General features: G+C 64.3%; 13 protein-coding genes, 2 tRNA genes and 2 pseudogenes. 15 read left to right on the plus strand and 2 right to left on the minus strand.

The window, feature by feature from the left end:
• The 4 genes from ACYC1Z_RS01780 to ACYC1Z_RS01795 form a co-directional block, all read left to right on the plus strand.
• A partial coding sequence (locus tag ACYC1Z_RS01780) for a DUF3566 domain-containing protein (protein WP_461407846.1) occupies nucleotides 1-538 on the plus strand: 538 nt, incomplete at its 5' end.
• A gap of 167 nt (nucleotides 539-705) precedes the next feature.
• Nucleotides 706-779 (plus strand) — tRNA-Ile (locus ACYC1Z_RS01785).
• 53 nt (nucleotides 780-832) lie between these two features.
• The gene (locus ACYC1Z_RS01790) at nucleotides 833-970 is read left to right on the plus strand and encodes a DLW-39 family protein (protein WP_461407847.1); all 138 of its coding nucleotides are present in this window, start codon (nucleotides 833-835) and stop codon (nucleotides 968-970) included.
• An 80-nt stretch (nucleotides 971-1050) separates the two neighbouring features.
• Nucleotides 1051-1123: transfer RNA gene (locus tag ACYC1Z_RS01795), tRNA-Ala, on the plus strand.
• Between the two features lie 607 nt (nucleotides 1124-1730).
• Here the strand turns inward: ACYC1Z_RS01795 and ACYC1Z_RS01800 are convergent.
• A pseudogene (locus tag ACYC1Z_RS01800) lies at nucleotides 1731-2786 on the minus strand (recombinase family protein); the annotation flags it as partial.
• Between the two features lie 397 nt (nucleotides 2787-3183).
• On the opposite strand from ACYC1Z_RS01800, the gene ACYC1Z_RS01805 reads away from it, so the two are divergent.
• From ACYC1Z_RS01805 to mobF, 3 genes are all read left to right on the plus strand, one after another.
• Nucleotides 3184-3882, plus strand: coding sequence for a hypothetical protein (locus ACYC1Z_RS01805; protein ID WP_461407848.1), 699 nt, complete (start codon nucleotides 3184-3186; stop codon nucleotides 3880-3882).
• A 7-nt stretch (nucleotides 3883-3889) separates the two neighbouring features.
• Nucleotides 3890-4327 (plus strand): protein-tyrosine phosphatase family protein, encoded by a 438-nt coding sequence (locus tag ACYC1Z_RS01810; RefSeq protein ID WP_461407849.1) that lies wholly within the window; start codon nucleotides 3890-3892, stop codon nucleotides 4325-4327.
• Between the two features lie 166 nt (nucleotides 4328-4493).
• Nucleotides 4494-7967 (plus strand): MobF family relaxase, encoded by a 3474-nt coding sequence (gene mobF / locus ACYC1Z_RS01815; RefSeq protein ID WP_461407850.1) that lies wholly within the window; start codon nucleotides 4494-4496, stop codon nucleotides 7965-7967.
• Nucleotides 7968-8042: 75 nt separating this feature from the next.
• Here mobF and ACYC1Z_RS01820 read toward each other — a convergent pair whose 3' ends face one another.
• Nucleotides 8043-10013, minus strand: coding sequence for an ATP-binding protein (locus ACYC1Z_RS01820; RefSeq protein WP_461407851.1), 1971 nt, complete (start codon nucleotides 10011-10013; stop codon nucleotides 8043-8045).
• A gap of 141 nt (nucleotides 10014-10154) precedes the next feature.
• Between ACYC1Z_RS01820 and ACYC1Z_RS01825 the strand changes: the two genes are divergently transcribed.
• From ACYC1Z_RS01825 to ACYC1Z_RS01860, 8 genes and pseudogenes are all read left to right on the plus strand, one after another.
• A complete protein-coding gene (locus tag ACYC1Z_RS01825) occupies nucleotides 10155-10355 on the plus strand; it encodes a helix-turn-helix domain-containing protein (RefSeq protein ID WP_461407852.1) in 201 nt (66 codons plus the stop codon).
• Nucleotides 10356-10359: 4 nt separating this feature from the next.
• Nucleotides 10360-13650, plus strand: coding sequence for an SNF2-related protein (locus tag ACYC1Z_RS01830; RefSeq protein WP_461407853.1), 3291 nt, complete (start codon nucleotides 10360-10362; stop codon nucleotides 13648-13650).
• Complete coding sequence (locus tag ACYC1Z_RS01835; protein ID WP_461407854.1) at nucleotides 13643-14305, plus strand: DUF4391 domain-containing protein; 663 nt, start codon at nucleotides 13643-13645, stop codon at nucleotides 14303-14305. The genes ACYC1Z_RS01830 and ACYC1Z_RS01835 overlap by 8 nt, the downstream gene beginning before the upstream one ends.
• 3 nt (nucleotides 14306-14308) lie before the next feature.
• A pseudogene (locus tag ACYC1Z_RS01840) lies at nucleotides 14309-16200 on the plus strand (site-specific DNA-methyltransferase).
• Nucleotides 16201-16227: 27 nt separating this feature from the next.
• Nucleotides 16228-18192 carry a site-specific DNA-methyltransferase gene (locus tag ACYC1Z_RS01845; protein ID WP_461407855.1) on the plus strand — a complete coding sequence of 655 codons (1965 nt, stop codon included), beginning with the start codon at nucleotides 16228-16230 and terminating at the stop codon, nucleotides 18190-18192.
• 8 nt (nucleotides 18193-18200) lie between these two features.
• Nucleotides 18201-19946, plus strand: a complete 1746-nt coding sequence (locus tag ACYC1Z_RS01850; protein WP_461407856.1) for an RNA-binding domain-containing protein — start codon at nucleotides 18201-18203, stop codon at nucleotides 19944-19946.
• A 76-nt stretch (nucleotides 19947-20022) separates the two neighbouring features.
• Entirely contained in the window at nucleotides 20023-23100 is a 3078-nt protein-coding gene (locus tag ACYC1Z_RS01855; protein WP_461407857.1) for a type III restriction-modification system endonuclease, read from the plus strand.
• The gene (locus ACYC1Z_RS01860) at nucleotides 23097-25388 is read left to right on the plus strand and encodes an AAA family ATPase (protein ID WP_461407858.1); all 2292 of its coding nucleotides are present in this window, start codon (nucleotides 23097-23099) and stop codon (nucleotides 25386-25388) included. Before ACYC1Z_RS01855 ends, ACYC1Z_RS01860 begins: the two co-directional genes overlap by 4 nt.
• The last annotated feature ends 662 nt before the right edge of the window (nucleotides 25389-26050 follow it).

Genomic DNA, 26050 nt, shown 5'->3' on the forward strand with positions numbered 1-26050 from the left:
ACAGGGCAACGGGGGCCGGAGCGCTGCGACCGGGGCGAGCCCGGCCGCCGCCCCACGCAAGGCCGGGGAGGCACCGGGCAGCGCCGCGGGGACGAGTGCCCCGACGGCGGCCTCGCCCGTTGGTGCAGCACCGGGCAGCATGCCCGCCGGGAGCGCGGCACGGCCGGACCGCGGCGACGGCCCGCGCCGGGTGCGGCTCTCGGTCTCCCGCATCGATCCGTGGTCGGTGATGAAGGTCTCGTTCCTGCTCTCGGTGGCGCTCGGCATCATGATCGTCGTGGCCGTCGCTATGGTGTGGTTCGTCCTGGACTCGATGCACGTCTTCGCCGACATCGAGGATCTCCTCGTCTCCGTCGGGTCGGAGAACTTCCTCCAGCTCATGGACTACCTGAAGTTCGAACGCGTGATGTCCTTCGCGACGATCGTGGCCGTGGTGGACGTGCTGCTGCTCACCGCGCTGGGGACGATCAGTGCGTTCCTGTACAACATCGTCGCGGCCCTCGTCGGGGGCCTGCACGTGACGCTGACGGACGACTAGGACGGCCGCGGGGGGCTCCTGCGGGAGCGCGTCAGAGCTCGCGCGGAGGGCGGGCGTGAGTCTCCTCACGTGGGTCGGTCCTGGTTTTGGAGCACCCCAGGCTCTGGGATAGTCTTACTCGGCGCGCAGCGCACGCTCCCCTCGGACCATGGTGCTCGATGGTGCGCGGGCCTATAGCTCAGACGGTTAGAGCGCTTCCCTGATAAGGAAGAGGTCGCTGGTTCGAGTCCAGCTAGGCCCACTCCGTGCCGCGCCGTAGGGCCCGGCACGGTCGACGAGCAGCAGGAGGAACCCATGAAGAAGGTCTTTCTGATCACGGTGGCCGCTGTGGCGGGCTACCTCGCCTGGCTCAAGATCCAGCAGGACCGCGAGGAGCGGGACCTGTGGGCGGAGGTCACCGACAGTTTCGGCGAGGAGCCGAGCAAGGGCTGACCCCGGCCGGCACCGTCAGGTGCCGAGTTCGGCCCGGGCGTCTGGGCCGGGCATGACGCGGCGCCTCCGGGCGCCCACCGGGGGCCATGGCGCAATTGGTAGCGCACCTGCTTTGCAAGCAGGGGGTTGCGGGTTCGAGTCCCGCTGGCTCCACCCAAAGTGTCTTACGGGAACACGCGACATGACTTGATGAGTCGTGTTCGTGTTCCGCCCCCTCTCCTTCGTCATCGCTGTGCTCCTGGGCTTCGCGGAAGATGGTGGCGAACGGCTCGGCCAGTCGCGGGCGTAGTTGCTCGTCGTCGGTGACGTCGAGCCGGGTGTAGAAGGCTTGGTTCGCCAACCTGCGGTCGGCGTCGCCGGATCGGGCGTATGCGTGGTGCGCGTCGGTAAGCAGCCGCAGCGAGTCGTGCAGGAACGCCCTCCCTCCGGTCTGGTGTTCGTCGTGCTCGGCCAGTTTTCGATTCACGTCCGCGAGGCCCGCCCGGATGCGGTCTTGGTGCCGTTTCAGGGTCGGCAGGTCGATCGCATCGGCGAAGTGCGCGGCCAGCAGCTTGTCACTCTCGCCCTCCAACTTCGCCCGGTTCGCCATGAGGTCGGCGATCTCTTGGTCGCGGCCCGCCATGCGCTTGTCGAACGCGGCATCGACCTTGGCGGCGAGGTCGCGGTAGGTCAGGTCGCTGATCGTGATGGAGGCGTAGGAGTCCGCGACGAGGCGTTCGGCGACTGCGACGGGCACCGCCCGCCGGGTGCAGGCGGTGCGCTTGGATGCCCTGCCGGAGCAGACGAAGTAGGCGTAGGTGACGCCTTTGGGGTTGGTGGCGAAGTCGAGCAACATCCTCGACCCGCAGGTGCCGCAGTACAGCAGCCCTTTCAGGTGGTGGGCGTGCTGGACGTGCCGGGTCATCTTCGCCGTCCGCGCCCGCAGCAGTGACTGCACCGTGTCGAACAGCGCCGGTTCCACTATGGGCTCATGTGCGCCGGGGTGCAGGCCGCCCTTGTAGCGGATCACGCCCGCGTAGTAGGGGTTGGTGAGCAGCTTGTAGAGCGTGTTCTTCCCGAGCGGCTTGGGCGGCCGCTTCGGAGTCGGCACCGTGACCAGGCCGCGCGCGGTCAGGTCGCGCAGCAGGCCGGTCACTGAGATTTCGCCCTTGGCGTATTGCTCGAACGCCCAGGTGAGGAGCGGTGCACGCTCAGGATCGACTTCCACTGTCCTGACCTCGCGGCCGTTCTCATCGGTGCGGCGCACGTTCAGGTAACCGATGGGGGCGCGCATGGGCGTGCCGCCTTGGGCGACCTTCTGCGTCAGACCCTTGGTGACCTCGGTGGCGAGGTTGCGGGAGTAGAACTCCGCAATCGAGGACATGATGCCGTGGACGAGCATCCCTGAAGGCGTCTGGTCGATGGACTCAGTGGCCGAGACGAGGGTGACCCCGGCGGCGAGGAGGGCTTCGTGAATCTTCACGTCGTCGGCGCGGTTGCGGGCGAGCCGGTCGAGCTTGTGGACGATGCAGAACTGCACCCTTGTTGCGGCGATGAACGCGAGCATGTCTTGCAGGCCGTCACGATCCGCCGACCGCGCTGACTCCCCGGCGTCCACGAACTCCCGCACGATCCGCGCTCCGAGTTCGTCGGCCTTGCGCTGGTTGGCCTCGCGTTGTGCGGGGATCGAGAACCCTTCCTCGGTGCCGCCGCGCGCGGCTTGCTCGCGCGTCGAGACACGCAGATACGACACGGCCAGCAGCACCGGCTTGTCGTCTATCGGGTCGTCGGTGAGGCCCGACGAGGCGCGGGCGTCGGTGGGAGCGGTGATGGTCATGCGGTGCTCCTTCGTTGGTGCGGTTCCTCGGGTTCTACTCTGCCTCGTTCGTCTGGCACCGGGCCGAGCCCGTCAGGTGCGGGGAGGTCGTAGGGGTCGGACTCCCCGGTACGGTGGGCGTCGTAGCGGGCTTGGGTGATGTTCAGCACCCACTCCACCAGTTTGCGCACGTCCGGCTCCGCCCGCCGGGTAACCCGCAGCCGCAGCCGCCCCGGATCGGCCCGAGAGCCTGCCCCGAGCGCACCCCTGCCCTGCGCCGCGCGTCGCGGTCGCTCAGCATCGGTGGGTCCGGGCGATTCACTCATCTCTATCTCACGCTGTGGCAGATACGCCAGTACCACGTTACCACAGATATGGCGTAGCGGCCATTGCATGAGATTCTGCTAGGCTTGGTGCCATGGTCGAGGAGTTGGAGAGCGCCCCGCTGCTGCTAGCAGCGGACTTGCCTACGGGCTGGAGCCTGCCCGACCCGTCGCCCATCGACCCCGAGCGCGACAGCGCCGAGATTGACGCGGCGCTGCGCTACGAGCAGTGGGTCGATCCCGCGCCGGGGCTGGATCGCAAGCTGAACTCCAGCCGCAACAACAACGATTCCGGGCGCTGGTTTCTGATCCAGCACATCGAGTCGAGCACTCGCGTGCTGCTGCGCCTGCAACGCCAGTACCTCTTGGACGAGGAACCCAAGGGCGAGGTGCGGATCACCGGGATCGTGTATCTGCCCGAGTGGGCGGGTGACCCGGTGGCGAGCCCGATGCTGCGCAACCTCCCGACCTCGCGGATCGAGGCGGCGATCAACCGCCGCCAGTTCGCCGTCACCGGAGCCAGCCGCTTCACCGGGGGAAAGATCACCCTGCCCTCTGGTCGCGTCCTCCGGTCTGCAGACGTAATGAAGCCGCTCGGGAACCCGAAGCGCACCCCCGACTTCTACGAAGTCGTCGCCCTCCAGCACACCCGACTCACCGACGACGGCGAACCCAACCCGACCGCACGCATGGCCGAGATCAGCCGCGTGCCTCTCTCGACCGCGCAGGGCTGGGTCGCCCGCGCCCGCCGCAAAGGACTCCTCCCACCCGGACGCCGCGGCCGCGCCGGATAGGGGCCGCATGACGAGCTGGGCGGTTGACGAAGCAGGCGTGGTGCGCCTGCCAGACGGTCGCTTGATCCGTGGCAGAGGCTTGCGTCGTCCTCGCGGCGGGGCCTCGGCCTCTGAGTTCGCCGTCTATCTCCTGGGCCGCGACCCTCGCGTGGCCGACTGGCCCTACCGCTGGGTCGGGTGGCCCGACTTCCGCCTGCCCGCCTCCACCGAGGATGCCGTAGACGCGCTCAGGGAAGCGCACACGCGGGCCGCGTCCGAGCGGGTCGAGATCGCCTGCGGGGGCGGGATCGGCAGAACCGGAACCGCTCTCGCGGTGCTTGCTGTGATGAGCGGCGTTCCGGCCGACGCCGCCGTGGAGTGGGTGCGAACCAACTACCATCCCCGCGCCGTCGAGACCCGCCGCCAACGCTTCTGGATCGCCACCGTCGCGTCCTCACTCTCCTGACGCCAAGCATCCGCGCCGCACCCTTCCGAGCACACCCGCTCGCCGCGTCCCTGCACTCCCAACCGCTCGCAGCATCTTCCCGGTTCTTGCCTCTGTCTCAGCGAATGAACGTATCCTAAGTGCCGTAGTTGCTGATACGCTAGATGCCCAGTGAGGCAACGGAAGGATGGTGGTCGAGGTGCATGGCGGCGTGATCCCGTTCCGGGGAACCGGGGCCGATGCGCTGCGCTATGTCGAAGCCGACCGCTCCCGCGCTGACGACTACTACCTGGGTGCCGAAGTCGCCGTCGCGCAGTTCGCGGCGCTCGACAGCTCTGGTGCGGTGACGGCCGAGCTGGCCCTTGACCCCGAAGCGTATGCGGGGTGGGTGGATTGGGAGAACCCGCTCACAAGCGAGCAGATGGGGAAACCGCGTCGGGCGGGGTCGGATCGGCGGGGTTCGCCCCGGTTCATGGAGATGGTCATCAACACGCCCAAGTCACTGTCGATCGCGGCGGCGCTGCACCCGGAGGTCTCCGACGCCTTGGATGCGGCCCAGCAGGACGCCCTGGCGGAGATTCGCCGGTGGCTCGCCCTCCACTCCGTGACTCGCGTTGGCCCGTTGGGTGCGCAGGAGGTCGTGCCTATCGAGCAGATGCATGTCGTCGGCATCACCCACCGCACGTCGCGGGCGGGTGATCCTCACCGTCATATTCACATGCAGATCGGTACCCGCGTGTTCTCGGCCGGGAAGTGGCGTGGCTTGTTCACCGCCGTGCTGTTCAAGCAGCAGGGCGCGATCCGCGCCCTCGGTACGGCCGTGATCGCCGCCAGCCCCGAGCTTGCCGCCGTGCTCGACCGGCACGGTCTGACTCTCGACCCCGCCACGGGCGAAGTGGTCGAGTTGCAGACATTCAACGCCGTGATGAGCAAACGTGGCGCGCAGGTGGGTAAGAACCTCGAACGCCTCGAAGCCGACTGGGATGCTGCGCACCCCGGCGAGAGCATGGGGCCGGTCGTCGCCACCCGCCTCCGAGCCGAGGCCTGGGCGCATGAACGGCCCGCGAAGAAGCCCACCACCCTGGCCGAGGAAACCGGCTGGGTGAACGAGCTGCGCGAGGCGGGATACGACCCCCAGGCGCTGCAACGACCTGCGCCGCGTGCATCGGTGCGATTGGATGACCTGAGCGTTCAGGACGTTGCATCTCGCACGCTCGACCGTTGCGCCGCATCCAGTTCCGCATGGACGGCTCACACGGTGGCCGAGCACGCGACCCAGATCATGACCGAGCACGGCGTGCAAGCGACCCCTGCCGAGATACGCGACTTCATCATGGTTGCATCGCGGTTGGCGTTGGAGGACTGCTTCACGATCCTCCCGCCCGACGCACCACGCCCCGAGCATGTGGCGCATCTGACGAGCGTGCGCGTCATGCAGGCCGAAACGGAACTGCGCGACCTGATCGCGGCACGGGTACCAACGCGGGAGCCGGCCCTGCCGGACGTGCGCCAGTTGGCGCAGGCCGCCGGCCTCGACGCCGGCCAGACCGAGGCTGCCGCAGCGGTTGCCTCGGTTGATCCGTTGGTGATTGTGGAAGGTGCGGCGGGCAGCGGAAAGACGACCATGCTCGGAGTCGCAATCGAGGTCGCACAGCAGGAGGGCCGACCGACACGGATCGTCGCGCCGACGAAGAAGGCTGCCGACGTCGCACAGCAGACCCTCGGCGTCGCGGCTGATTCGGTGGCCGCGCTCGTCCATGTCCACGGCTACCGGTGGAACACCGACGGCGTATGGACGCGCCTCGCGCTCGGCGACCTCGACCCCGAGACGGGTCGCACCTACAACGGCCCGCTCGAGACGGCACGCCTCCAAGCTGGGGAGCGGATTGTGGTGGACGAGGCGGGGATGCTCGACCAGGACAGCGCCCTCGCCCTGTTCACCGTCGCCGCAGAGACGGGCGCAACCCTTGCGCTCGTCGGTGACCGGGCGCAACTCCCCGCCGTCGGGCGTGGCGGGGTGCTGGACATGGCCGCAACGATTCGGGGCCGCACCATCGACATGAACGAGGTGCATCGCTTCACCGACCCCACCTACGCCTCGCTGTCGGTGCGGTTGCGTGACCGCGACGACCCCGGCGCGATCTTCGACCAACTCCAGGCCCTCGGCCGGATCCGCCTGCACGCCGACGCCGAGCACCTGCACGAGCACATCGCCCGGCATCGCAGCGACGGGGAGGCGGTGACGGTCGCCACCAACGACGAGGCGACCCGTCTGAACGCCCGTATCCGTGACGAGCGGGTGCAAGCCGGGGCCGTGGATGATCAAGCGACCGCGACGGGTAGCGACGGCCTCCTGATCGGGTGTGGCGATCTGATCCAGACCCGCAAGAACGCCACCGGCCTGGGGGTGGCGAACCGGCAACTGTGGGTCGTGCAACATGTCGCCGACGACGGGGCACTGTGGGTAGTCGAAGCAGGCAGCGACCGGAAGCGCGAGCACACCGTGCGGCTGCCCGCCGCCTATGTCACCGAGCACACCCACCTGGCTTACGCCTCCACCGCCTACGGCGTGCAGGGCGTCACCGCCCCGGCTTCGCACACGATCCTCACCAATGCGATGAGCGGTGCAGCGGTCTACGTCGGCATGACCCGTGGCACCGACGAGAACGTGCTGCATGTCATCGCCGAGAATCCGGCCGAGGCCCGGCAGCAGTTTATCGACGCGGTAAAGCGCGACCGCGCCGACCGAGGACTCACCGACGCCACTCAGCAAGCGGCAGAAGCGGTGCGGGGGCTGGTCGACGACGGCCCCGTGCAGATCGTCACCACCGAGATAGCAGCCCTCACCCAGCAGGCCGAGCACGCCGAACAGCGGGCGGCCCTGTGGCGGCAGGCCGCCGAAGCGCTGACGGAGCTGTATGCGCGGCAGCGCGAGGAACGCGACCAAGCAACACGGACCGCAGACAGCGCAGCCCGGCAGTTGGAGCGGGTGCGGGGCGAGGTCGCCGCGCCGCTCACCGAGCAGGCATCGGCCGCGCTGACCGAATGGCAGAACGCCGACACCGCGCAACGAGCCGCCCGCGAGCGTCTGCGCATGGTCGGCAGGTTCGGCAAGCGCCGCGCCACCACCGAGCACCACACCACCCAGGCCTACGCCAACGACGCCGCCCAGCGACTGACGAGCGCGTGGGGCGAGCCGCCCAGGTGGAACGAGAACGAGACTGCGTGGGTCGAGCGAGTCACCCGGCCCCGGGTCGACACCGACCCGCGCGTCATCGAAGCAACCGAGCAGCAGGAAGCCGCAGCGAACGCCGTGCGCAGCACGCTGCAGCCCAACGACCTGCCGCGCCTACGAATCTACGCTCGCGTCTTCGGCAGCGAGGCAGTGATGAGCAACCGGGCCGCTTACGTCGCCACCCGCCCCCACGCGAATGCTGAGAACGCGACCCGCACCGCGCATCGGGCACGTGCCGAAGTCGAGGCGCTACGGGCCCTCACTCCCGCCGAGGCAGTACACCGGATCGAGCAGACCCGTGCAGCCGAGCAAGTCGCACGCGAAGCCGCCGACCGTGCCCGGAATGAGCGTCAACGACAGCCCGCTTCTCGATCGCGCATACACGACAGCGGCCCGATCTACGACGGGCCATCCCTGAGTCGATGATCCCAATGCCAAGATCCGGAAGTCGGTGGGTCAGGAGATCGGATCGAGCCTGCAACAGGTCCCTCTCGTGCACGATCAGTTCGCAGTTGCCGTAGCCGCGCGCAGTTCCTCGGGCAGCAAGTCCTCGTACTCCGACCGCACGTATTGGAGACCCTCTGTGATCGACGGGTCGTGTTCGAGGGCGTTCGTCATGAACTCCAGCCGACGCTTGTTCTCGTCGATCACGTCCCGCCACCGACGAACGTAGGCGCGCACAAGAGGTCGGCCTTGCTCCTTCTGGGGCTCGAAGAACAGGCCGAGCTCGAAGTCATCGCCCTTGATGCGTCGACGTACGAGGTCATCGTAGTCGGTGACGACCAGAATGAGGTCCCAGCTCGTTCGGTCGCCAGTGAAGGCCGCGGTGGACAGAATCGCATTCGCGTAGTCCTCGACCTGGTCGAGTTCCTTGCGCGACGCGGTGATGTCCGGTGCTTTCAGCTCCACCACGAGGTGCCTGATCCGATCGTGCTCCTTGTTCTTGGCGGCAAGGTGGAGGTCGGTTCGGCCTGTCTTGCCGTCCCAGCGACGAACCGTGTCGACATCCTTCGTCGGCAGGCCGTCGAGCTTGAGGTGACTGCGCAGGAGTTCTGTCAAGCTTCGCTCGGTGCTCATGAGGTGGTACGACTCGCCGAAGACCCACAGCTCGTGTTCGAGCACCTTGTGGAGATGGTCACGTTCGCCCACCTTCCCTGAGTCGTCTGGATCGAAGAGTAGATGCTCCAGTGCGACCAGGAACTTGTGTCGGCTCGCGACGACGTTGGCAGAACGGATGATTGCCGACAATGTGGTCTCGCTGAGCAGCTTCGTGAGAGTGTCGCGGTCGGCTTCGTTGAGAGCGACGACCTCGTGCAGGATCGTTGTCAGTTTCCCCGGGTCGTGACGAATCGCGTCGCGAAGGAGCTCGAGCGTCAACTGTGCTTGCTTCTTGGTCTTCGAGATGTGGGGAACGAGTGTGCCGGAAACCACATCGAACACGGCCCGCTCTGCGCGCTCCGTCTCGTTCGCCGGCTCGCTCTTGTACGGGTAGACCCCCGTTTCCTTCCAGTGCTCGACCTGCTCGCGACGTCGTTCGCGCCGGCGTGCGTTGAAGTGATCGCGGATTGCCTCCCGCGTCGCCGTCCACAGTTCCCCGACAGGGTCGGGTGCCATGTCGCCGAGTCCGAGCGAGGCGAGTTCATCGATGCCGAGCTTGTCCCATGTCACGTAGGCGGAGTAGGTGAACTGGTTCTCGAAGGGTGTCCCCGATGTCTCGTATGGGAAGTGGTCTGCATCGGGGCCAAAGGAAACGGCTCGATGTTTGCCTGTGCGCCATTCGATGATCCGCAGGATGGCTTCGTTCTCTCCGCGTTCCCCGAAGGGGAGCGGCGTTTTCGTGTCATTGACCACTTCTTGCGATGGGTCGAGCGCCGAACCGTCGTAGGTGATCGCCAGCGACTGGTCGTTGAGGAGAAGCGGGGCGAAGTGCGATCGCAGGATCGGGAGCACGTCGTCTGCTTCGAGTGCGCTCAGCGACCGCTGCTCGTCGTTATGAGCCGTGACGACTGTGCCTGTTGAGGCTGCGGTCGAGGGTGTGGCTTCCCAGCGGAACCGGTCGCGGTTGCTCCGGCTGCCGGTGATCGTGATCTGTTCGCGCTGGCCGATCGTGTTGTCGCTGATACTGACCCAGCTCACGCGAGAGCCGAGTGCGAAGGCGCGCAGTCGTCCCTCGCCGAGCTTGCCGTGAAGGTACCTCTTGCCGTTCTTGGACTTCTCGCTCAACGACTTCCAGGAGCCCCCGATGCGGCCGAACGTCGCAGCAACCTCGTCGGAGCTGATGCCGTGGCCGTCGTCTTCGACGCGCACCTGATCGATGGCATCCATCGAGCTGCGCTCCATCGTGACGACGACGGTCGTCGCCTCGGCGTCGACCGCGTTCCAGATCAGCTCGATGATCGCGCGTACGGGGTCGCCCTCGTGAGCGAGACGTGCGACGTGGTCGTCGCTGGCGGTGAGCACGAGGTCTTCCATGAGGCAAGGCTACGGAAGAACACCGACAGCCACCCGTCTCCACGCCACACTCAGCCGAGTTCTTCAGTGTAGACCGGAGCTTCCCCGAGTAGGATCGGATCAACCCGTTCATACCTGGTCAACCCGCCCTGGAGGACTTGAGTGCCTGAGCCTTGGCTGTCTGCTGACGACATCGCCGCCCACCTCGGGGTCACCAAAGACACCGTCTACACCTGGATCGCCGAGAAGGCCATGCCCGCCCACAAGGTCGGACGCCTCTGGAAGTTCCAAGCCAGCGAGATCGACGAATGGGTGCGCCGGGGTGGAGCCTCGGTCTCGGCTCACGACGGGGACGCCGGGTAGTCACGTGCGGATCATCAACAACGTCAGCGACCTGCTGGGTGACGACCTCAAGGCCGAGATTGCGCCGGGCTCGAAGGTGCGCATCGCAGCATCGACGTTCTCGATCTTCGCGTTCGAAGCGCTCCGCAAGGAGCTGGAGAAGGTCAGCGAGTTGGAGTTCATCTTCACGTCGCCGTCGTTCGTGACCGAGAAGGTAACGGACAAGCTCCGCAAGGAGCGCCGCGAATTCTTCATCCCCGGTAGTCAGGCGGAGTCAAGCCTTGCCGGTTCCGACTTCGAGATCAGGCTGCGCAACAAGCTCACCCAGCGCGCGATCGCACGGGAGTGCGCGGACTGGGTCCGCCGCAAGGTCACCTTCCGCTCGAATGCCACGGGCAACCCGATGCAGCAGTTCGCGGTGGTCGACGACAAGGCCGCCTACACCCAGCTCCAGGGGTTCACCACCGCCGATCTCGGCTACGAGCGCGGCAATGCGGTGTCGAGCTTCGTGAACCGACTCGACGAAGCCCCGATGACCGAGCAGTACATGCAGCTGTTCGACCAGATTTGGAACAACCCCGGGCAGGTCAGCGACGTCACCCAGGCCGTCTACGACCACATCGCCAGCGTCTACGCGGAGAACTCCCCGGCACGCATTTACTTCCTGATCCTCTACAACCTATTCTCCGAGTTCCTCGACGACATCAACGAGGACGTGCTGCCGAACGACCGCACCGGATACCAGGAGACGAAGGTCTGGCAGAGCCTCTACAACTTCCAACGCGACGCAGCGACGGGCATCATCAACAAGCTGGAGACCTACAACGGCTGCATCCTCGCCGACTCCGTTGGCCTCGGAAAGACATTCGCCGCGCTCGCCGTCATCAAGTACTACGAGCTGCGCAATAAGTCCGTGCTCGTGCTCTGCCCGAAGAAGCTCGCCGAGAACTGGACGAACTACAACGCCAACCTCACGACCAACATCTTCGCCTCTGACCGCTTCAACTACGACGTGCTCGCCCACACCGACCTGTCGCGCACCAAGGGCGAGTCGCTCGGCCTACGGCTGGATCGGATCAACTGGGGCAACTACGACCTCGTCGTGATCGACGAGTCCCACAACTTCCGAAACGCTGACTACGCCGAGGAGAAGGAGTCCCGCTACCAGCGCCTCATGCGTCAGGTCATCCGCGAGGGTGTGAAGACCAAGGTGCTGATGCTCTCGGCCACCCCGGTGAACAACCGGTTCAACGACCTCAAGAACCAGCTCCAGCTCGCTTATGAGGGTGAATCCGAGAACCTCGCCCAACATCTGAGCCTGTCCACCACGGTCGAGAAGGTGTTCTCCGACGCCCAGCGCGTGTTCAACGAGTGGTCCAAGCTCGACCCCGAGCACCGCACCACCGACCGCATCCTCCAAATGCTCGACTTCGACTTCTTCGAGCTGCTCGATTCCGTCACCATTGCCCGCTCCCGCAAGCACATCCAAGCGTTCTACGACACCACCGAGATCGGCGCCTTCCCAGAGCGACGCCCACCGCTCTCCATCCGCGAGCCACTCACCGACCTACCCGACGTGCCCGGCTTCAACGACATCTTCGAGCAACTCCAAGCACTGACCCTGGCCGTCTACACCCCACTGACGTATGTGTTCCCGAGTCGTCGCGCCAAGTACGAAGACCTCTACAACGTGACCGCAGGGAGCGCCCAATCCAACCTCGGGCAGGCCGGCCGTGAGCAAGGCTTGAAGAAGCTCATGACCGTCAACCTGCTCAAACGGCTGGAGAGCTCAGTCGAGGCGTTCCGCCTCACTCTGACGAAGATCGAAGACTCCGTCACCCACACGCTCGGTCGGATCAGCAATCACGCCGGGAACCTCGCCGACCTGATCCCGGAACTCGCCGGGCTCGATTTCGACGTCGATGACGAAGATGACGCGAACATCGAGGCGCTGTCTTTCGGTGAGAAGATCAAGATCGGCCTCGGCGACCTCGACATCGAGTCCTGGCAGCGCGACTTGTGGAACGATCGCGAGACGCTGCGGGAACTCCTCGACGAGATGCGCAGGGTCACCCCGGACCACGACCTCAAGCTCCGCAAGCTCAAGCAGCTCATCGAGGACAAGGCACAGCACCCTATCAACGACGGCAACCGTAAGGCGCTCGTGTTTTCCGCCTTCGCGGACACTGCCAACTACCTGTACCGCGAACTCGCCCCCACCCTCGCGACGGCCGGACTCGACACGGCCGTCATCACCGGCGGCAGCCACGGGGCGAAGACCACACTCGGCACGGGCTTCGACTTCCAGCAGGTGATGTCGTTGTTCTCGCCGCGCTCCAAGCAGCGCCACCTCACGATGCCGCGCGAGACCCGCGAGCTGGACGTGCTCAGCGGCACGGACGAGATCAGCGAGGGCCAGAACCTCCAGGACTGCGACTCCCTGATCAACTACGACATCCACTGGAACCCCGTGCGCATCATCCAGCGCTTCGGGCGCATCGACCGCATCGGCTCCACCAACAGTCAGATTCAGCTCGTGAACTTCTGGCCCGACATCTCCCTCGACGAGTACATCAACCTCAAGGAACGCGTCGAGAACCGCATGGTCATCGCAGACCTCGCCAGCACCGCCGACGACAACGTCCTCACCCTCGAAGACTCCGACGCCGCATTCCGCAAGGAACAACTCCGCAAACTCCAAGATGAGGTCATCGAACTCGAAGACGTCAGAACCGGCGTCTCGATCACAGACCTCGGGCTCAACGACTTCCGCATGGACCTACTCGGCTACATCAAGGAACACGGCGACCTCGACACCGCACCCCGCGGCCTCCACGCCGTGATCCCCGCAGACCCTAGCAAGGGGCTGCGACCCGGCGTCATCTTCGCCCTCCGGAACCTCACCCCCGACGAGACCCCGTTCTCAGAGGGTTCCGGCAACCGCGGCAACCGGCTCCACCCGCATTACCTCATCTACCTCGACGACCAGGGTGAAGTCATCGCGAACCACACCGAAGCGAAGCACCTCCTTGACCTCCTCCGCGCCGGATGCCGCCCATACGAGGAACCCGTCACCGACGTCGTCCACGCATTCAACACCGCAACCAATGAGGGCGTACAGATGGGCAAGTACTCAGCGCTGCTCACCGACGCGATCCACTCCATGATCGATGTCACCGAGGAGCGCGACATCGACAGCCTCTTCACCGGCGGCAGCACCACCGCCCTGACCCAGACCATCGCCGGCCTCGACGATTTCGAGCTGACCGCGTTCATCGCCGTCGTCGACCCCACCGAGGGCGGTGCCGATGACTGACATCCTCTACCGCTGGCCGGAGGCAGCGAAGTTCGGCAGACGAGTGCCCAAGGAGAAGTTCTACGAGCACGGCACCGTCAGTACCGCAATCCGTGAGAAGTTCATCGCCGAAGTCCAACGCATCACCTGGGATTACAAGCTCGCCGAGGCCACGATCAACCTGCCCGGCGCACCGGCGGTGCCGGAGATACAGGTCTTCACGATCGATGCCAAGAGCGACGACGTCAGCGAGGGTGTCCTGGGCGCCATCGACAAGGCCATCCCGTTCCCGATCATCTTCGAGATCGCGCGTCACCGCGAACAGCCCGAGGTGCGGACTGCTGCGGCGCACAAGCAGCTCGGGGCCGGAACGCCGAAGCTCAGCCCTTACTACTCGACCGGTTGGCAGCCAGAGGACACCCTGCGGCAAGCCCTGCCGACGGCGATCACCTTGCCGGCGCTCTACGCTGCGCTCCTGCAACCGCTGACCCCGATCACAGCGCGCCCGGGCGAGGAGATGTCAGACGTCGCCGACAGACTGGCCACGGTACGCAAGCTCGAACGCGAGGTCGCGTCTTTGGAGCGCAAGCTCCGTACCGAGCCACAGCTCAACCGTAAGGTCGAGCTCCGCCGCACACTCAAGACGAAGCAACACGAACTGGAACAGCAGAGGTAACCCGTGGAGAGACTACGCATGATATCGCCCGACCTCACGCGGGCCAACATCGACAAGATCGCTGATCTGTTCCCCAACGTCGTCACCGAGAGCTCCGACGCCGACGGCAACCCCGTGCGAGCGGTCGACTTCGACCTGCTGCGCCAGGAACTCAGCGACCACATCGTGGAGGGGCCGCAGGAGCGGTACCGGCTCGATTGGCCAGGTAAGCGTGCCGCTGCTTTCGCTGCGAACGCGCCGATCGCGAAGACCCTGCGTCCCGTTCGTGAGGAGTCGGTGGACTTCGACAACACGAAGAACCTCTTCATCGAAGGTGACAACCTGGATGCACTCAAGCTGCTCCAGGAGTCGTACCTCGGGAAAGTGAAGCTGATCTTCATCGATCCTCCATACAACACGGGGTCTGATCGGTTCACGTATCCAGACGACTTTGCGGCCAGCAACGACGAGTACCTGGAACGTTCCGGACAGGCTGATGCCGCCGGTGTTCGGCTGATGACCAACCTCGAGTCAAGCGGACGCTTTCATTCCGACTGGCTGGACATGATGTACCCGCGTCTCCGACTGGCGCGCAATCTCCTGACCCCCGACGGTCTCATCTGCGTCGCCATCGACGACAATGAGGGAAGCGCGCTCGACACTGTGGGGCGAGAGGTCTTCGGGGAGAGCAACTTCGTCGCCAGAATCATCTGGAAGCACACGGAGCAGAGCAAGAACGACGAAACCTACTTCTCACGCCACCACAACTACCTAGTGCTGTTCCGTCGCAGCAACGAGCTTCCCGGCTTCCGTCTGCCTCGCACGAGCTCGGACAATCGTGCGTACTCGAATCCAGACGATGACCCACGCGGACCCTGGCGGGCCGGGGATGTGCGCAGCCCGAGCCCCCGCCCGTCCCTTCGCTATCCAGTCGTCTCGCCGTCAGGAGCAGTGATCGAACCACCCGACAATGGCTGGCGGTGGAGTGAGGCATCTGTTCAGCAGAAGATTGAGTCCGGAGAGATCGTCTTCAAGGATTCCGGAACGCGACTTGTCCGCAAGATATACCTGGCGGACCAGGAGGGCCGAACACCCGAAACCGTATGGCTGGGCGATGTCGCAGGTACCACTCGGCAGGCCAACGCCGAGATAAAGGAACTCTTCGGCGCCACCATCTTTGACACTCCGAAGCCGACGAAACTCGTTCGACGCGTGCTCTCCTTGATCGCAGACAGGGACGCGATTGTTTTGGACTTCTTCGCCGGATCAGGAAGCACTGCTGACGCTGTTATCCAGCAAAACGCGGAGGATGGCGGCAACCGCAAGTTCATCCTTGTACAGCTCCCTGAGCCGTGCGAACCGCACACGGAGGCAGCGAAGTCAGACCTCACAACCATCGCGGAGATAGCCAAGGAACGGATTCGCAGGGCGGGCGCCCGACTGTCCGAGAAGGGAACCGCGAGCGGCAGCCTGGACGCGGGATTCCGCGTCCTCAAGGTTGATGCAACCAACATGAATGATGTCCTCCGCTCGGCGGAGTCCAGCGATCAACTGACGCTCGAAGCACTCTCGTCCAGAGTCAGGCCTGATCGGTCAGGAGAAGACCTCTTGTTCCAGGTGCTTTTGGCGTCGGGCCTGGAACTCACGATGCCGATCAAGAAGGAGACTATCGATGGCTTCGAGGTGTACGACGTTGAGGAGGGTGCGTTGATCCTGTGCACACGTCCGCGTGAGGCGCGCGATTCCTCTCTCTCTCTCTCTCTCTCTCTCTCTCTCGGGCTGCCGCAGCCATCGCGGAGCGTCAGCCGCTACGTGTCGTCTTCCTCGACGAAGACTTCGCGGACGACGCGGAGCGCATCAACGTCGGGCAGGTGTTCAGTGAACGCTCGCCACACACTGAGGTCAAAACCATATGACCGTCGCTCGTTGGTCGGCGGTGCGTGATGGAGAAGCGCACCCTGCACACACCCGACCTCACCGCGCGCAACATCGAGCGGATTGCCGACCTGTTCCCGCAGGTCATCACCGAGTCGCGAGACACGGAGGGTAACGTGACCCTCGCCGTTGACTTTGACCTCCTCCGCCAGGAACTCTCCGACTACGTCGTTGAAGGGCCACAGGAACGGTACCGGCTCGATTGGCCCGGCAAGCGCGCCGCCGCATTCGCGGCGAACGCACCGATCGCGAAGACCCTTCGCCCCGTGCGGGAGGAGTCGGTCGACTTCGATACCACGAAGAACCTCTTCATCGAAGGCGACAACCTGGAGGCTCTCAAGCTCCTTCAAGAGTCGTATCTCGGCAAGGTCAAGCTGATCTACATCGACCCGCCCTACAACACCGGCAACGACTTCGTCTACGACGATGACTTCGCCGAGTCGAGCGCCGAGTACCTCGCCCGCTCGGGCCAGAGATCGGAGACGGGCGACCGCCTGGTTGCCAACACCGAAGCCAACGGACGATTCCACTCCGACTGGCTGAGCATGGTCTACTCCCGCCTGAAGTTGGCGCGTAGCTTACTGGCTGACGACGGAGTGCTCATCGCCGCGATTGGCGACGACGAGCACGCGAATTTGCGTCTGCTTATCGATCAGGTCTTCGGAGCCGAGAATTTCATTTCGGACGTCGTTTGGCAGGGCGGTCGCAAGAACGACTCCCGCTACGTCTCCAACGGCGCGGACTACATGCTGATATACGCGAAGAACGAGATGCAGCTCAGTGACCGGGGTGTGCGGTGGCGCGAGCCCAAGGTCGGCCTGGACACAGCGTTGGCGAAAGCCGCCTCTATCTGGTCGGCCCGTCAGAGCGATGACGACGCCTCCATTCAGTGGAAGGCCTGGTTGAAGAACAAGAAGGCCGCGGGCGAGATCACCGATTCAGTGGCGCGGTACGACCAACTTCAGCCCGGGACCGGTCGACCGATGAACACCTACGGAAATATCACGTGGCCCGGTGGAGGCGGACCCACATACGAGGTTCTTCATCCGACGACAAGTAAGCCGGTGGCGCTCCCAAAACGCGGCTGGCTTTTCCAGAAGGACGAGATGGATCGTCGGATCGCGGCGGGTCAGATCTGGTTCGGCGCGGACGAAACCGCCATCCCTCGCGGGATCTCCTTCCTTGACGAGACGAGTGACCAGGTCGCGATCTCGGTGTTCGAGCAGGACCGCAAGGCCGCGAGCACCGACATGCGCAACCTCATGGGCGAGATCGTCTTCGAGAACCCCAAGGACCGGCGCGTACTCGCACGTTGGCTTCGCCTCGTCACCGGTGCGGCGAAGGACGCTCTCATCCTCGACTTCTTCGCAGGCTCTGGTTCAACTGGCCACGCTGTCATGGACCTCAATGCGGCAGACGGCGGGCACCGTCGGTACATCCTTGTCCAGCTCGACGAGGCGGTCGATCACCGGGACTACAACTCCATCGCCAGCCTCGCCCGTGAGCGATTGCGTCGGGCCGGCGCACAAGCAAAGGGGGCGGCCGGACTCTTGGGCGCCAGTCTCGACGTTGGCTTCCGCTCACTGCACGTCGACAGCGGCAACAAGGCCGATGTTCTGAGGGCCGCAGACGACACAGAACAGCTGGGGCTCGGCGCGCTGGAACTGAGCATCAAGCCTGGCCGGTCGGGAGAAGACCTTCTGTTCCAGGTGCTCCTCGATTGGGGACTCGAGTTGTCGCTTCCGATTGTTCAGGAGTCGGTGGATGGTCGGGAAGTGTTCTCCGTCGATGACGACGCGCTGATCGCCTGCTTCGCGGAGTCTGTGACTCCCGAGGTCGTGCGAGTGATCGCCGAGTGTGGGCCGCTCCGCGCGGTCTTCCGCGACGATGCCTTCGAGTCCGACGCTGCGCGTATCAACGCCGAGCAGGTGTTCCGCGAGGTGTCGCCCGCGACCGAGGTAAGGACGATCTGAGGAACGACATGACCTTGACGAACGACGAACTCACCGAGCTCCTCGACCGGCTGTTGGCCGGTTGGGAGAACGAGGTTGTCGAGTTCAAGGAGGCTGCACGCCAGTTCTCTGCGGACAAGACCGGTGAGTACGTCTCGGCGCTGAGCAACGAAGCGAACCTGCGCGGACTCGCCTCGGGGTGGCTCGTCTTCGGGGTCTCGAACGCTCGGCAGGTTGTCGGCACGACGCATCTCATCGATGTGCAGCAGCGTCAGACCTTGAAGCACCACATCCATCAGTCGATCGACCAAGGGCTGACTGTCCGCGAGGTCTACGAGGTCATGCGCTCGGATAAGCGCGTGGTGCTCCTGGAAGTACCGGCTGCGCCCCGCGGCATCCCGATCTCGTGGAAGGGTGACTACCGAGCTCGTGCCGGTGAGAGCCTGGTGCCGCTCTCCCTGGACAAGTTGGATGAGATTCGGCGACAGACCATCAGTGCCGACTGGTCGGCGGTCGTGGTTCCTGACGCCACGCTCGCTCACCTCGATCTGGCGGCCATCGCACGCGCACGACAGGGGTTCGCCGAGCGGTACGCCTCTCGTATCCCTGCCGCTGACATCGACGCATGGGATGACGCGACCTTCCTGGCCAAGGCCCGGTTGACTCGCGACGGTCAAATCACGCGAGCCGCGCTCCTTCTGCTCGGTGCCGACACCTCGACGCATCTGCTGACCCCGCACCCGGCGCAGATGACCTGGAAGCTCGTTGGCGAGCAGCGGGCGAACGAGCACTTCAGACTGCCGTTCCTGCTGAACACCACGGCGCTCGCGAAGCGCATCCGCAACGTGCAGCTCCGGCTTCTGCCGCCAGATGAGTTGATCTATCGAGAGATCAGCAAGTACGACGAACGCAGCCTGCTCGAAGCGCTCTACAACTGCATCGCGCACCAGGACTACACGCGAAACTCTCGGATCATCGTCACCGAGCATGCCGACCGCATCGTGTTCGAAAGCGTGGGCGAGTTCTTCGACGGCGCACCCGATGACTACGCCCTGGACGAGCGCACCCCACGGCAGTATCGCAACCCGTTCCTCGTGGAGGCGATGACGGAGCTAAACCTCATCGACCAGATGGGCTACGGAATCCACCGGATGGTGCAGGACCAGGTCCGTCGCTTCCTGCCGCTGCCCGACTACGACCTCAGCACTGCTGGCGAGGTGAAGCTCACCATCCCGGGCGCGGTGATCGACGAGTCCTACTCCCAGCTGCTCATGGTCCGAACCGATCTTCCCCTCGAAGACGTGCTTGCGCTGGATCGGGTGCAGAAGGGACTCGACATCAGCGAGAAGGCCGCCCGCCATCTGCGGAGAGTCGGCTTGATCGAGGGCCGTAGACCCCACCGCCGGATCACTCCTCGCGTCGCAGCGGCGACCGGGGCGATGGCCGACTACATCCGCACCCGGCCCCAGGCGGACGCTCACTACGCCGCCCTGCTGACTGACTTCCTCCGCGCGCAGGGACACGCAGACCGTGGCGACGTAGAGGCCCTGCTCCGGCCAGCGCTCAGCGAAGCGCTCACCGAGCAGCAGAAGGTAACCAAGATCACGAACCTCCTGACCAAGCTGCGCCGCCACGGCGTCATCGTCAACCGCGGCACCCGCACGAAGTCACGATGGGAGCTTTCTTACGCAGGCGACGAAGGCGCGCAGTCCGAGCCCTCGCGCAAGAAGGATGACGACGCCGGCGGTACCGCTAGAGGGCCGGGATCAGCGTGAACACACGCATCCCCGCCGCCCGCCACCTTCTAGCAGCGACGACGAACAGCGCCGATTGCAGAAAGAAAGACACTCGATGAAGCTCCAGTTCAAGGTCCAGCAGTACCAGACCGATGCCGTCGATGCTGTCGTCGAGACCTTCGCCGGGCAGCCGAAGCATGACGGCATCTCCTACCGGATCGACCCCGGCAAGGTCCGCCCCGTGACCGCCCTGGCACTGTTCGAGGCCGAGGAGCGCTCGGACGCCGGCCTGCGCAACGCTGAGATCGTCCTGTCGGGAGCGCAACTGCTGGAGAACGTGCACGCAGTGCAGCGGTCACGGAACCTCCCGCTGTCGGCCAAGCTCGCCTCCAGTGCCGCCGCTCCCGGCGCACCGAACCTTGACGTGGAGATGGAGACGGGCACGGGTAAGACCTACGTCTACATCAAGACGATCATGGAGCTGCACAAGCGGTATGGCTGGTCGAAGTACATCATCGTGGTGCCGTCGGTCGCGATCCGGGAGGGCGTGAAGAAGTCGTTCGACGTGACTGCCGAGCACTTCCAGCAGCTCTACGGCACCAAGCCGCGCTCGTTCATCTACAACTCCTCCCAGCTGCACGAGTTGGAGCGGTTCAGTTCGGATGCCGGGGTGCAGGTGATGATCATCAACATCCAGGCGTTCAACGCCACCGGTAAGGACAATCGCCGCATCTACGATGAGCTCGATGATTTCCAGTCCCGCCGTCCGATCGACGTGATCAGCGCTAACCGGCCGATCGTGATCATCGACGAGCCGCAGAAGATCGGAGCGCCCAAGTCGCTGGAGGCGCTGTCACGGTTCAATGCCTTGATGCTGCTGAGGTACTCCGCCACGCACAAGGTCGATCACACCAAGGTGCACCGGCTCGACGCGCTGGATGCCTACAACCAGAAGCTCGTGAAGAAGATCGCCGTGCGGGGCATCACCGTGAAGGGACTCGCCGGGTCGACCGCGTACCTGTACCTGGACGCCATCGAGATCGCGAAGGGTGCCAAGCCTCGGGCGCGGGTCGAGATCGAGGTGCAGACGGCCTCGGGCATCAAACGGCAGGTCAAGCGCCTCGACATGGGCGGCAACCTCCACGATGTCTCCAACGGGATCGAGGCATACAAGGGACTGTTCGTCACCGAGGTGGATGCCAACCGCGACGTGATCGAACTGAGTAATGGCGATGTGGTCGTGGCGGGGCAGCTTGCTGACCGGGATGTTACCGAGGAGACCAAGCGGCGCATCCAGATTCGCGAGGTCGTCCGCGCGCATCTGGACAAGGAGCGGGAGCTGTTCAGCCAGGGCGTCAAGGTGCTCTCGCTGTTCTTCATCGATGAGGTCGCCAAGTACCGCGACTACAGTCGCGAGGACACCCTGGGTGACTATGCGCGCATGTTCGAGGAGGAGTACGCCGCGATCCGCGACGAGGTGCTCGGCGAACTTGCCATCGACCAGACGACCGAGGAGTACCAGGTGTATCTGCGCCGCGACGATGTGCGGCAGGTGCACGAGGGCTACTTCTCCATTGACAAGAAGACCAAGCACCAGATCGACGGCAAGGTCTCCGGCCGAGGCGACGACAAGGGCCAGTCCACCGACATCGACGCCTACGACCTGATCCTGAAAGACAAGGAACGACTGCTCTCGTTCGCCGAACCAGTGCGGTTCATCTTCTCCCACTCGGCGCTGCGCGAGGGATGGGACAACCCCAACGTGTTCGTCATGGGGATGCTCAAGAAGAGCGACAACACCGTCTCCCGCCGCCAAGAGATCGGACGAGGTCTGCGGCTGTCCGTCGATCAGCACGGAGAACGGATGGACAACCCCGTCACCGTTCATGACATCAACGAGCTGACCGTCGTGACCGACGAGTCCTACACGGACTTCGTGACCGGCCTCCAACGCGAAATCTCCGAGTCGTTGGCCGCGCGGCCCCGCAGGGCCAGCGTCAAGTTCTTCGTCGGCAAGACCATCCAGACGCTCTCGGGCGAGTCGGTCATCGAGGAGGCCGTTGCCCAGGCGCTCTACAAGTACCTGGTCAAGAACGACTACGTGAACGACGACGACACCATCTCCGACGCCTACAAGCAGGCCAAGGAAGATGGAACGCTCGCCGCTCCGACCTCTGAAGTGCTCAAGCCGGTGATCGACTTCGTGTGGCCGCTGATTGACGTTCTCTACCTGGACCTGCCGGTGCCCACCGATGACCGCAAGCCGAAGAAGATACCGCTGAACGAGGCCAACTTTGCTCGCAAGGAGTTCCAGGCACTGTGGGGCAGGATCAACCACCGCGCCGTCTACCAGGTTGAGTTCGACTCCGGTGAACTGATCCGCAAGGCGATCGACCACCTCGACAAGCACCTCAATGTCGCCGCGCTGCAATACGTCGTGCAAGCCGGCCAGCAGCGCGAGCAGTTGGAGGCGGACGACCTGACCAGCGGCTCCGGCTTCGCGGTGCAGACCACCCAGACGCACACCGAGACCGTGAGCGCCGGATCGCAGGTCAAGTACGACCTGCTGGGCGAGATCACCGAGAAGACCCAGCTCACCCGTCGCACGGTCGCTGCGATCCTTCGCGGCGTCACGCCAGGAACGTTCGCCAAGTTCCGTCTCAACCCCGAGCAGTTCATCACCGAGGCCGGCCGACTCATCAACGAGCAGAAGGCCACGGTGATCGTCGAGCACCTCGCCTACGACGCGCTCGAAGACCGCTTCGACTCAGCGATCTTCACCGAGAACCAGACCGCCCAAGACTTCTCGAAGGCCGGATCGAAGCTCAAGAAGCACGTCTACGACTACGTGGTCACCGACTCCAAGATCGAGCGCGAGTTCGTCAACGAACTTGACACCAGTCACGAGGTCGCCGTCTACGCTAAGCTCCCGCGCGGGTTCTTCATCCCCACACCCGTTGGCGACTACAACCCGGACTGGGCCATCGCGTTCACCGAGGGCAGCGTCAAGCACGTCTACTTCGTCGCCGAGACCAAGGGCTCGCTATCCACACTGCAACTCAAGGGCGTTGAGGACGCCAAGATCGAATGTGCCCGCAAGTTCTTCGCTTCCCTCAGTGAGAAGAACGGCAATGACGTCACCTACGACGTGGTGACCGACTACACCGAGCTGATGCAGCTCGTGGGGGTATGAAAACGATGCTCGAGTACCTTCGGCTGCGCGGTGCCCCCGCCTTCGACCCGGCATCCGGTGCAGACATCGGTCCGCTCAAGCCGGTGAACTTCTTCTTCGGCCCCAACGGTTCCGGTAAGACGACAATCAGCCGCGCCTTGGTCGATTCGACGCGGTTCGCTGGAACCACCTTGGAGTGGACGCCAGCGACCAGCGCGCTCGGTATCAAGGTCTACAACCGCGACTACGTCAATGCGACTCTAACGCCCGCAGGCCACCTCGCTGGCGTGTTCCTCCTGGGCGAGACGAACGCTGAGATTCAGACCGAGATTGAATCGCTGACAGGTCCGAGTGGCTCCATCGCCGCTGCCAAGGAAGAGCTCGCGCGACTCCGGTCCTCGTTGGACGCAAAGAACGGTGAGATCGAGGGCGTCCGTATCGCGCTGAAGGAGGCGGCGTGGGCGAAGCGCAAGGAAATTCCTGCAGAACTGCGTGAGATGTTCACGGGGTACAACAACAGCAAGGATCGACTTCTGGACCGACTGCTCGAAGTCGCGGCGGCGAACCTCTCCGCCTCCGAGGACTTCGCGGCACTCACCTCCGAGGCGGCAGCAGTTCTCGCAGAAGATGCGCAACCTCTTCTGGAGCTGCCGCTTGGACGCGATATCAAGCTTGAAGACGCGCCGGGTCACTCTCTGTTCGGCATGGCGGTCGTGGGTAGCGGGAATGTGCGCCTCGCGCCCCTTATCCAGCAGCTCGGCAGTGCCGACTGGGTTCAGCAGGGTCGCACCCATCTCGAAAACGCGAACGGTGTATGCCCGTTCTGCCAGCAGACCGCTCCGTCCGACCTCGGTAAGCAGTTGGAGGCATATTTCGACCGGACCTACATCGAGCAGATGGAACAACTTGCGGCGCTCAGCAAGTGCTTTGAGTCCTGGGCACAGCAGTGGACGACCTATCTCGCTGATCTGTCAGTGAAGCCGGGCGTCGCCGAGCACCTCAACGCCGAGCGTCTGGCCAGCGCGCGTGCTGCGCTGGAGACGGTGATCGCTGAGGGCCGAGCCCAGATCAACGCAAAACTGTCCGGGCCATCGAGCATCCTCTCGGTGCCCGATCCCTCGCCGCAGGTCGAAGGCGTCAACGCCGTGGTTCGGGAGGCCAATGCGAAAATCCAGGGATTCAACCTTCTCCTCAGAAACCGATCAGCCGCGAAGAGATCGCTTCTCGACCGCTGCTGGGTCGTGTTCGCACGCGTAACCCTCTTGGCGGAGCTGAGTCGCTACGAAGGTGCGATGCCCGGACATCTAGCGGGCGTGCGTAACCTCGAAGGCAAGATCGAGACGGCTCAGACAGACGTACGCGCCAAGGAGTCACGGCTTCGCGAGCTTCAGGCGAAAGTCACATCAAGCAAGCCGATCATCGACCGCATCAACCGCCTCTTGGACTCCGTCGGTTTCCACTCCTTCTCGCTGGCGGAGTCGACAGCAGTTCAGGACGGCTACACCCTCATCCGCTCGAACGGCGACGTCGCTACGGAAACCCTCAGCGAAGGCGAACGGACATTCATCACCTTCCTCTATTTCGCTCAGTCTCTACAGGGCACGGCACAGGATCAAGCCGAGCCGAACGACATCCTCGCGGTGATCGACGACCCGATATCGAGCCTCGACAGCGACGTGCTGTACGCCGTCTCTACCCTTGTTCGCAGGATCATCGAGGATGTCGCAGCAGGTACAGGCCGAGTGCGGCAGCTCCTGCTCATGACACACAATGCCCACTTCCACAAGGACGTGACCTATCGCCCGCACGGTGGCCCGAAGCTCGGGTCTTGGAAGTACGGCGTCGTGCGGAAGCGAAGCGGGCAGTCGAGTGAAGTCGAACTGCGCGACGACAACCCGATCCAGACTGCTTACGGTGCGCTGTGGGACGAGGTCAAGAGGTCAGCTGAGCGTCCCTCGGAGAGCGCGGTCGGACTCCAGAACACCTTGCGTCGCATCCTGGAGACCTACTTCAAAGTGCTCGGCGGCGTCGATGATCCCGCCATCATTGCCAAATTCGAGGGAGACGAGCAAGTCATTTGTCGCTCGCTCTTCACCTGGGTCAATGCTGGCTCCCACTCGATCTTCGATGACCTCGACTACTCTCCGACGCCAAGCACTGTGGAAGCCAATCTCCGTGTGTTCTGCCGCATCTTCGAGGAGCATGGACAGATTGGCCACTATCGCATGATGATGGGCGAGCCTGCCGAAGAAAACTCAGCGGAGGAACTAACGGTCGAGTCTGAAACGGGGAGCGAGGAAGCCGAGTGACCGACAGAGACACGGGGCCTATCTCACGCAAGGAGATCGTGGAGGCCGGCATCTTCAATGGGCTCCCTGGGGGTGAATCCGCGACACACTCCTCACGGAGCTGTCGTAGATTTCGGAGCACCATATGATCTCCAAGCTGATCACGTCGTATAGCAAGGTCGCGACGAGCGACCGATTTCCGGCTGCTGTGCGCGAGCATCTAGGTGACTGGAAACAGACATTCTCGTTCAGCAAGGCAAATTGCAGCAACTTGCCGGTCCGTGGCAGATAGCCTATCCGTGATTCCGCTGGCCCGTGCGTCACACGAGCCGAGTCTTTCTCCACACAGTTCCGCGGTGGACGCCAAACTGCTTCGCAATGGCGTTCACGCTGACGCCGCGCACCCGAGCTGTTCGCATAGCGTCCACTTCGGTGTCAGTGAGCCGTGTTCGAGGTCGTTTCTTTGGTTCCGCCGACGCACCGATCAGCGGGTCGTCGGCCTCGCTGTCGGCCTCGGCATCCCCACGAGTGCCCTGATTCCACACGGAAACAAGCCCCTCAACCCGTGGTCGCCTGTTCCCGCAACGCTCCATTGCTTCCACTCCGACAAGGGCCGTTGACCAGGTTTCACCCCAGGGCAGCGGCTCTTCTCGGACAGGCGGGACGCGCGTCCGAAGGAGGAT

It is taken from the genome of Georgenia sp., assembly GCF_054605595.1.

What these genes read in the sequence shown, in the direction of transcription:
- ACYC1Z_RS01790 (WP_461407847.1), top strand. Translation starts at nt 833, where the DNA reads ATGAAGAAGGTCTTTCTGATCACGGTGGCCGCTGTGGCGGGCTACCTC.
- ACYC1Z_RS01805 (WP_461407848.1), top strand. Translation starts at nt 3,184, where the DNA reads ATGGTCGAGGAGTTGGAGAGCGCCCCGCTGCTGCTAGCAGCGGACTTG.
- ACYC1Z_RS01810 (WP_461407849.1), top strand. Translation starts at nt 3,890, where the DNA reads ATGACGAGCTGGGCGGTTGACGAAGCAGGCGTGGTGCGCCTGCCAGAC.
- mobF (WP_461407850.1), top strand. Translation starts at nt 4,494, where the DNA reads ATGGTGGTCGAGGTGCATGGCGGCGTGATCCCGTTCCGGGGAACCGGG.
- ACYC1Z_RS01820 (WP_461407851.1), bottom strand. Translation starts at nt 10,013, where the DNA reads ATGGAAGACCTCGTGCTCACCGCCAGCGACGACCACGTCGCACGTCTC.
- ACYC1Z_RS01835 (WP_461407854.1), top strand. Translation starts at nt 13,643, where the DNA reads ATGACTGACATCCTCTACCGCTGGCCGGAGGCAGCGAAGTTCGGCAGA.
- ACYC1Z_RS01845 (WP_461407855.1), top strand. Translation starts at nt 16,228, where the DNA reads ATGGAGAAGCGCACCCTGCACACACCCGACCTCACCGCGCGCAACATC.
- ACYC1Z_RS01850 (WP_461407856.1), top strand. Translation starts at nt 18,201, where the DNA reads ATGACCTTGACGAACGACGAACTCACCGAGCTCCTCGACCGGCTGTTG.
- ACYC1Z_RS01855 (WP_461407857.1), top strand. Translation starts at nt 20,023, where the DNA reads ATGAAGCTCCAGTTCAAGGTCCAGCAGTACCAGACCGATGCCGTCGAT.
- ACYC1Z_RS01860 (WP_461407858.1), top strand. Translation starts at nt 23,097, where the DNA reads ATGAAAACGATGCTCGAGTACCTTCGGCTGCGCGGTGCCCCCGCCTTC.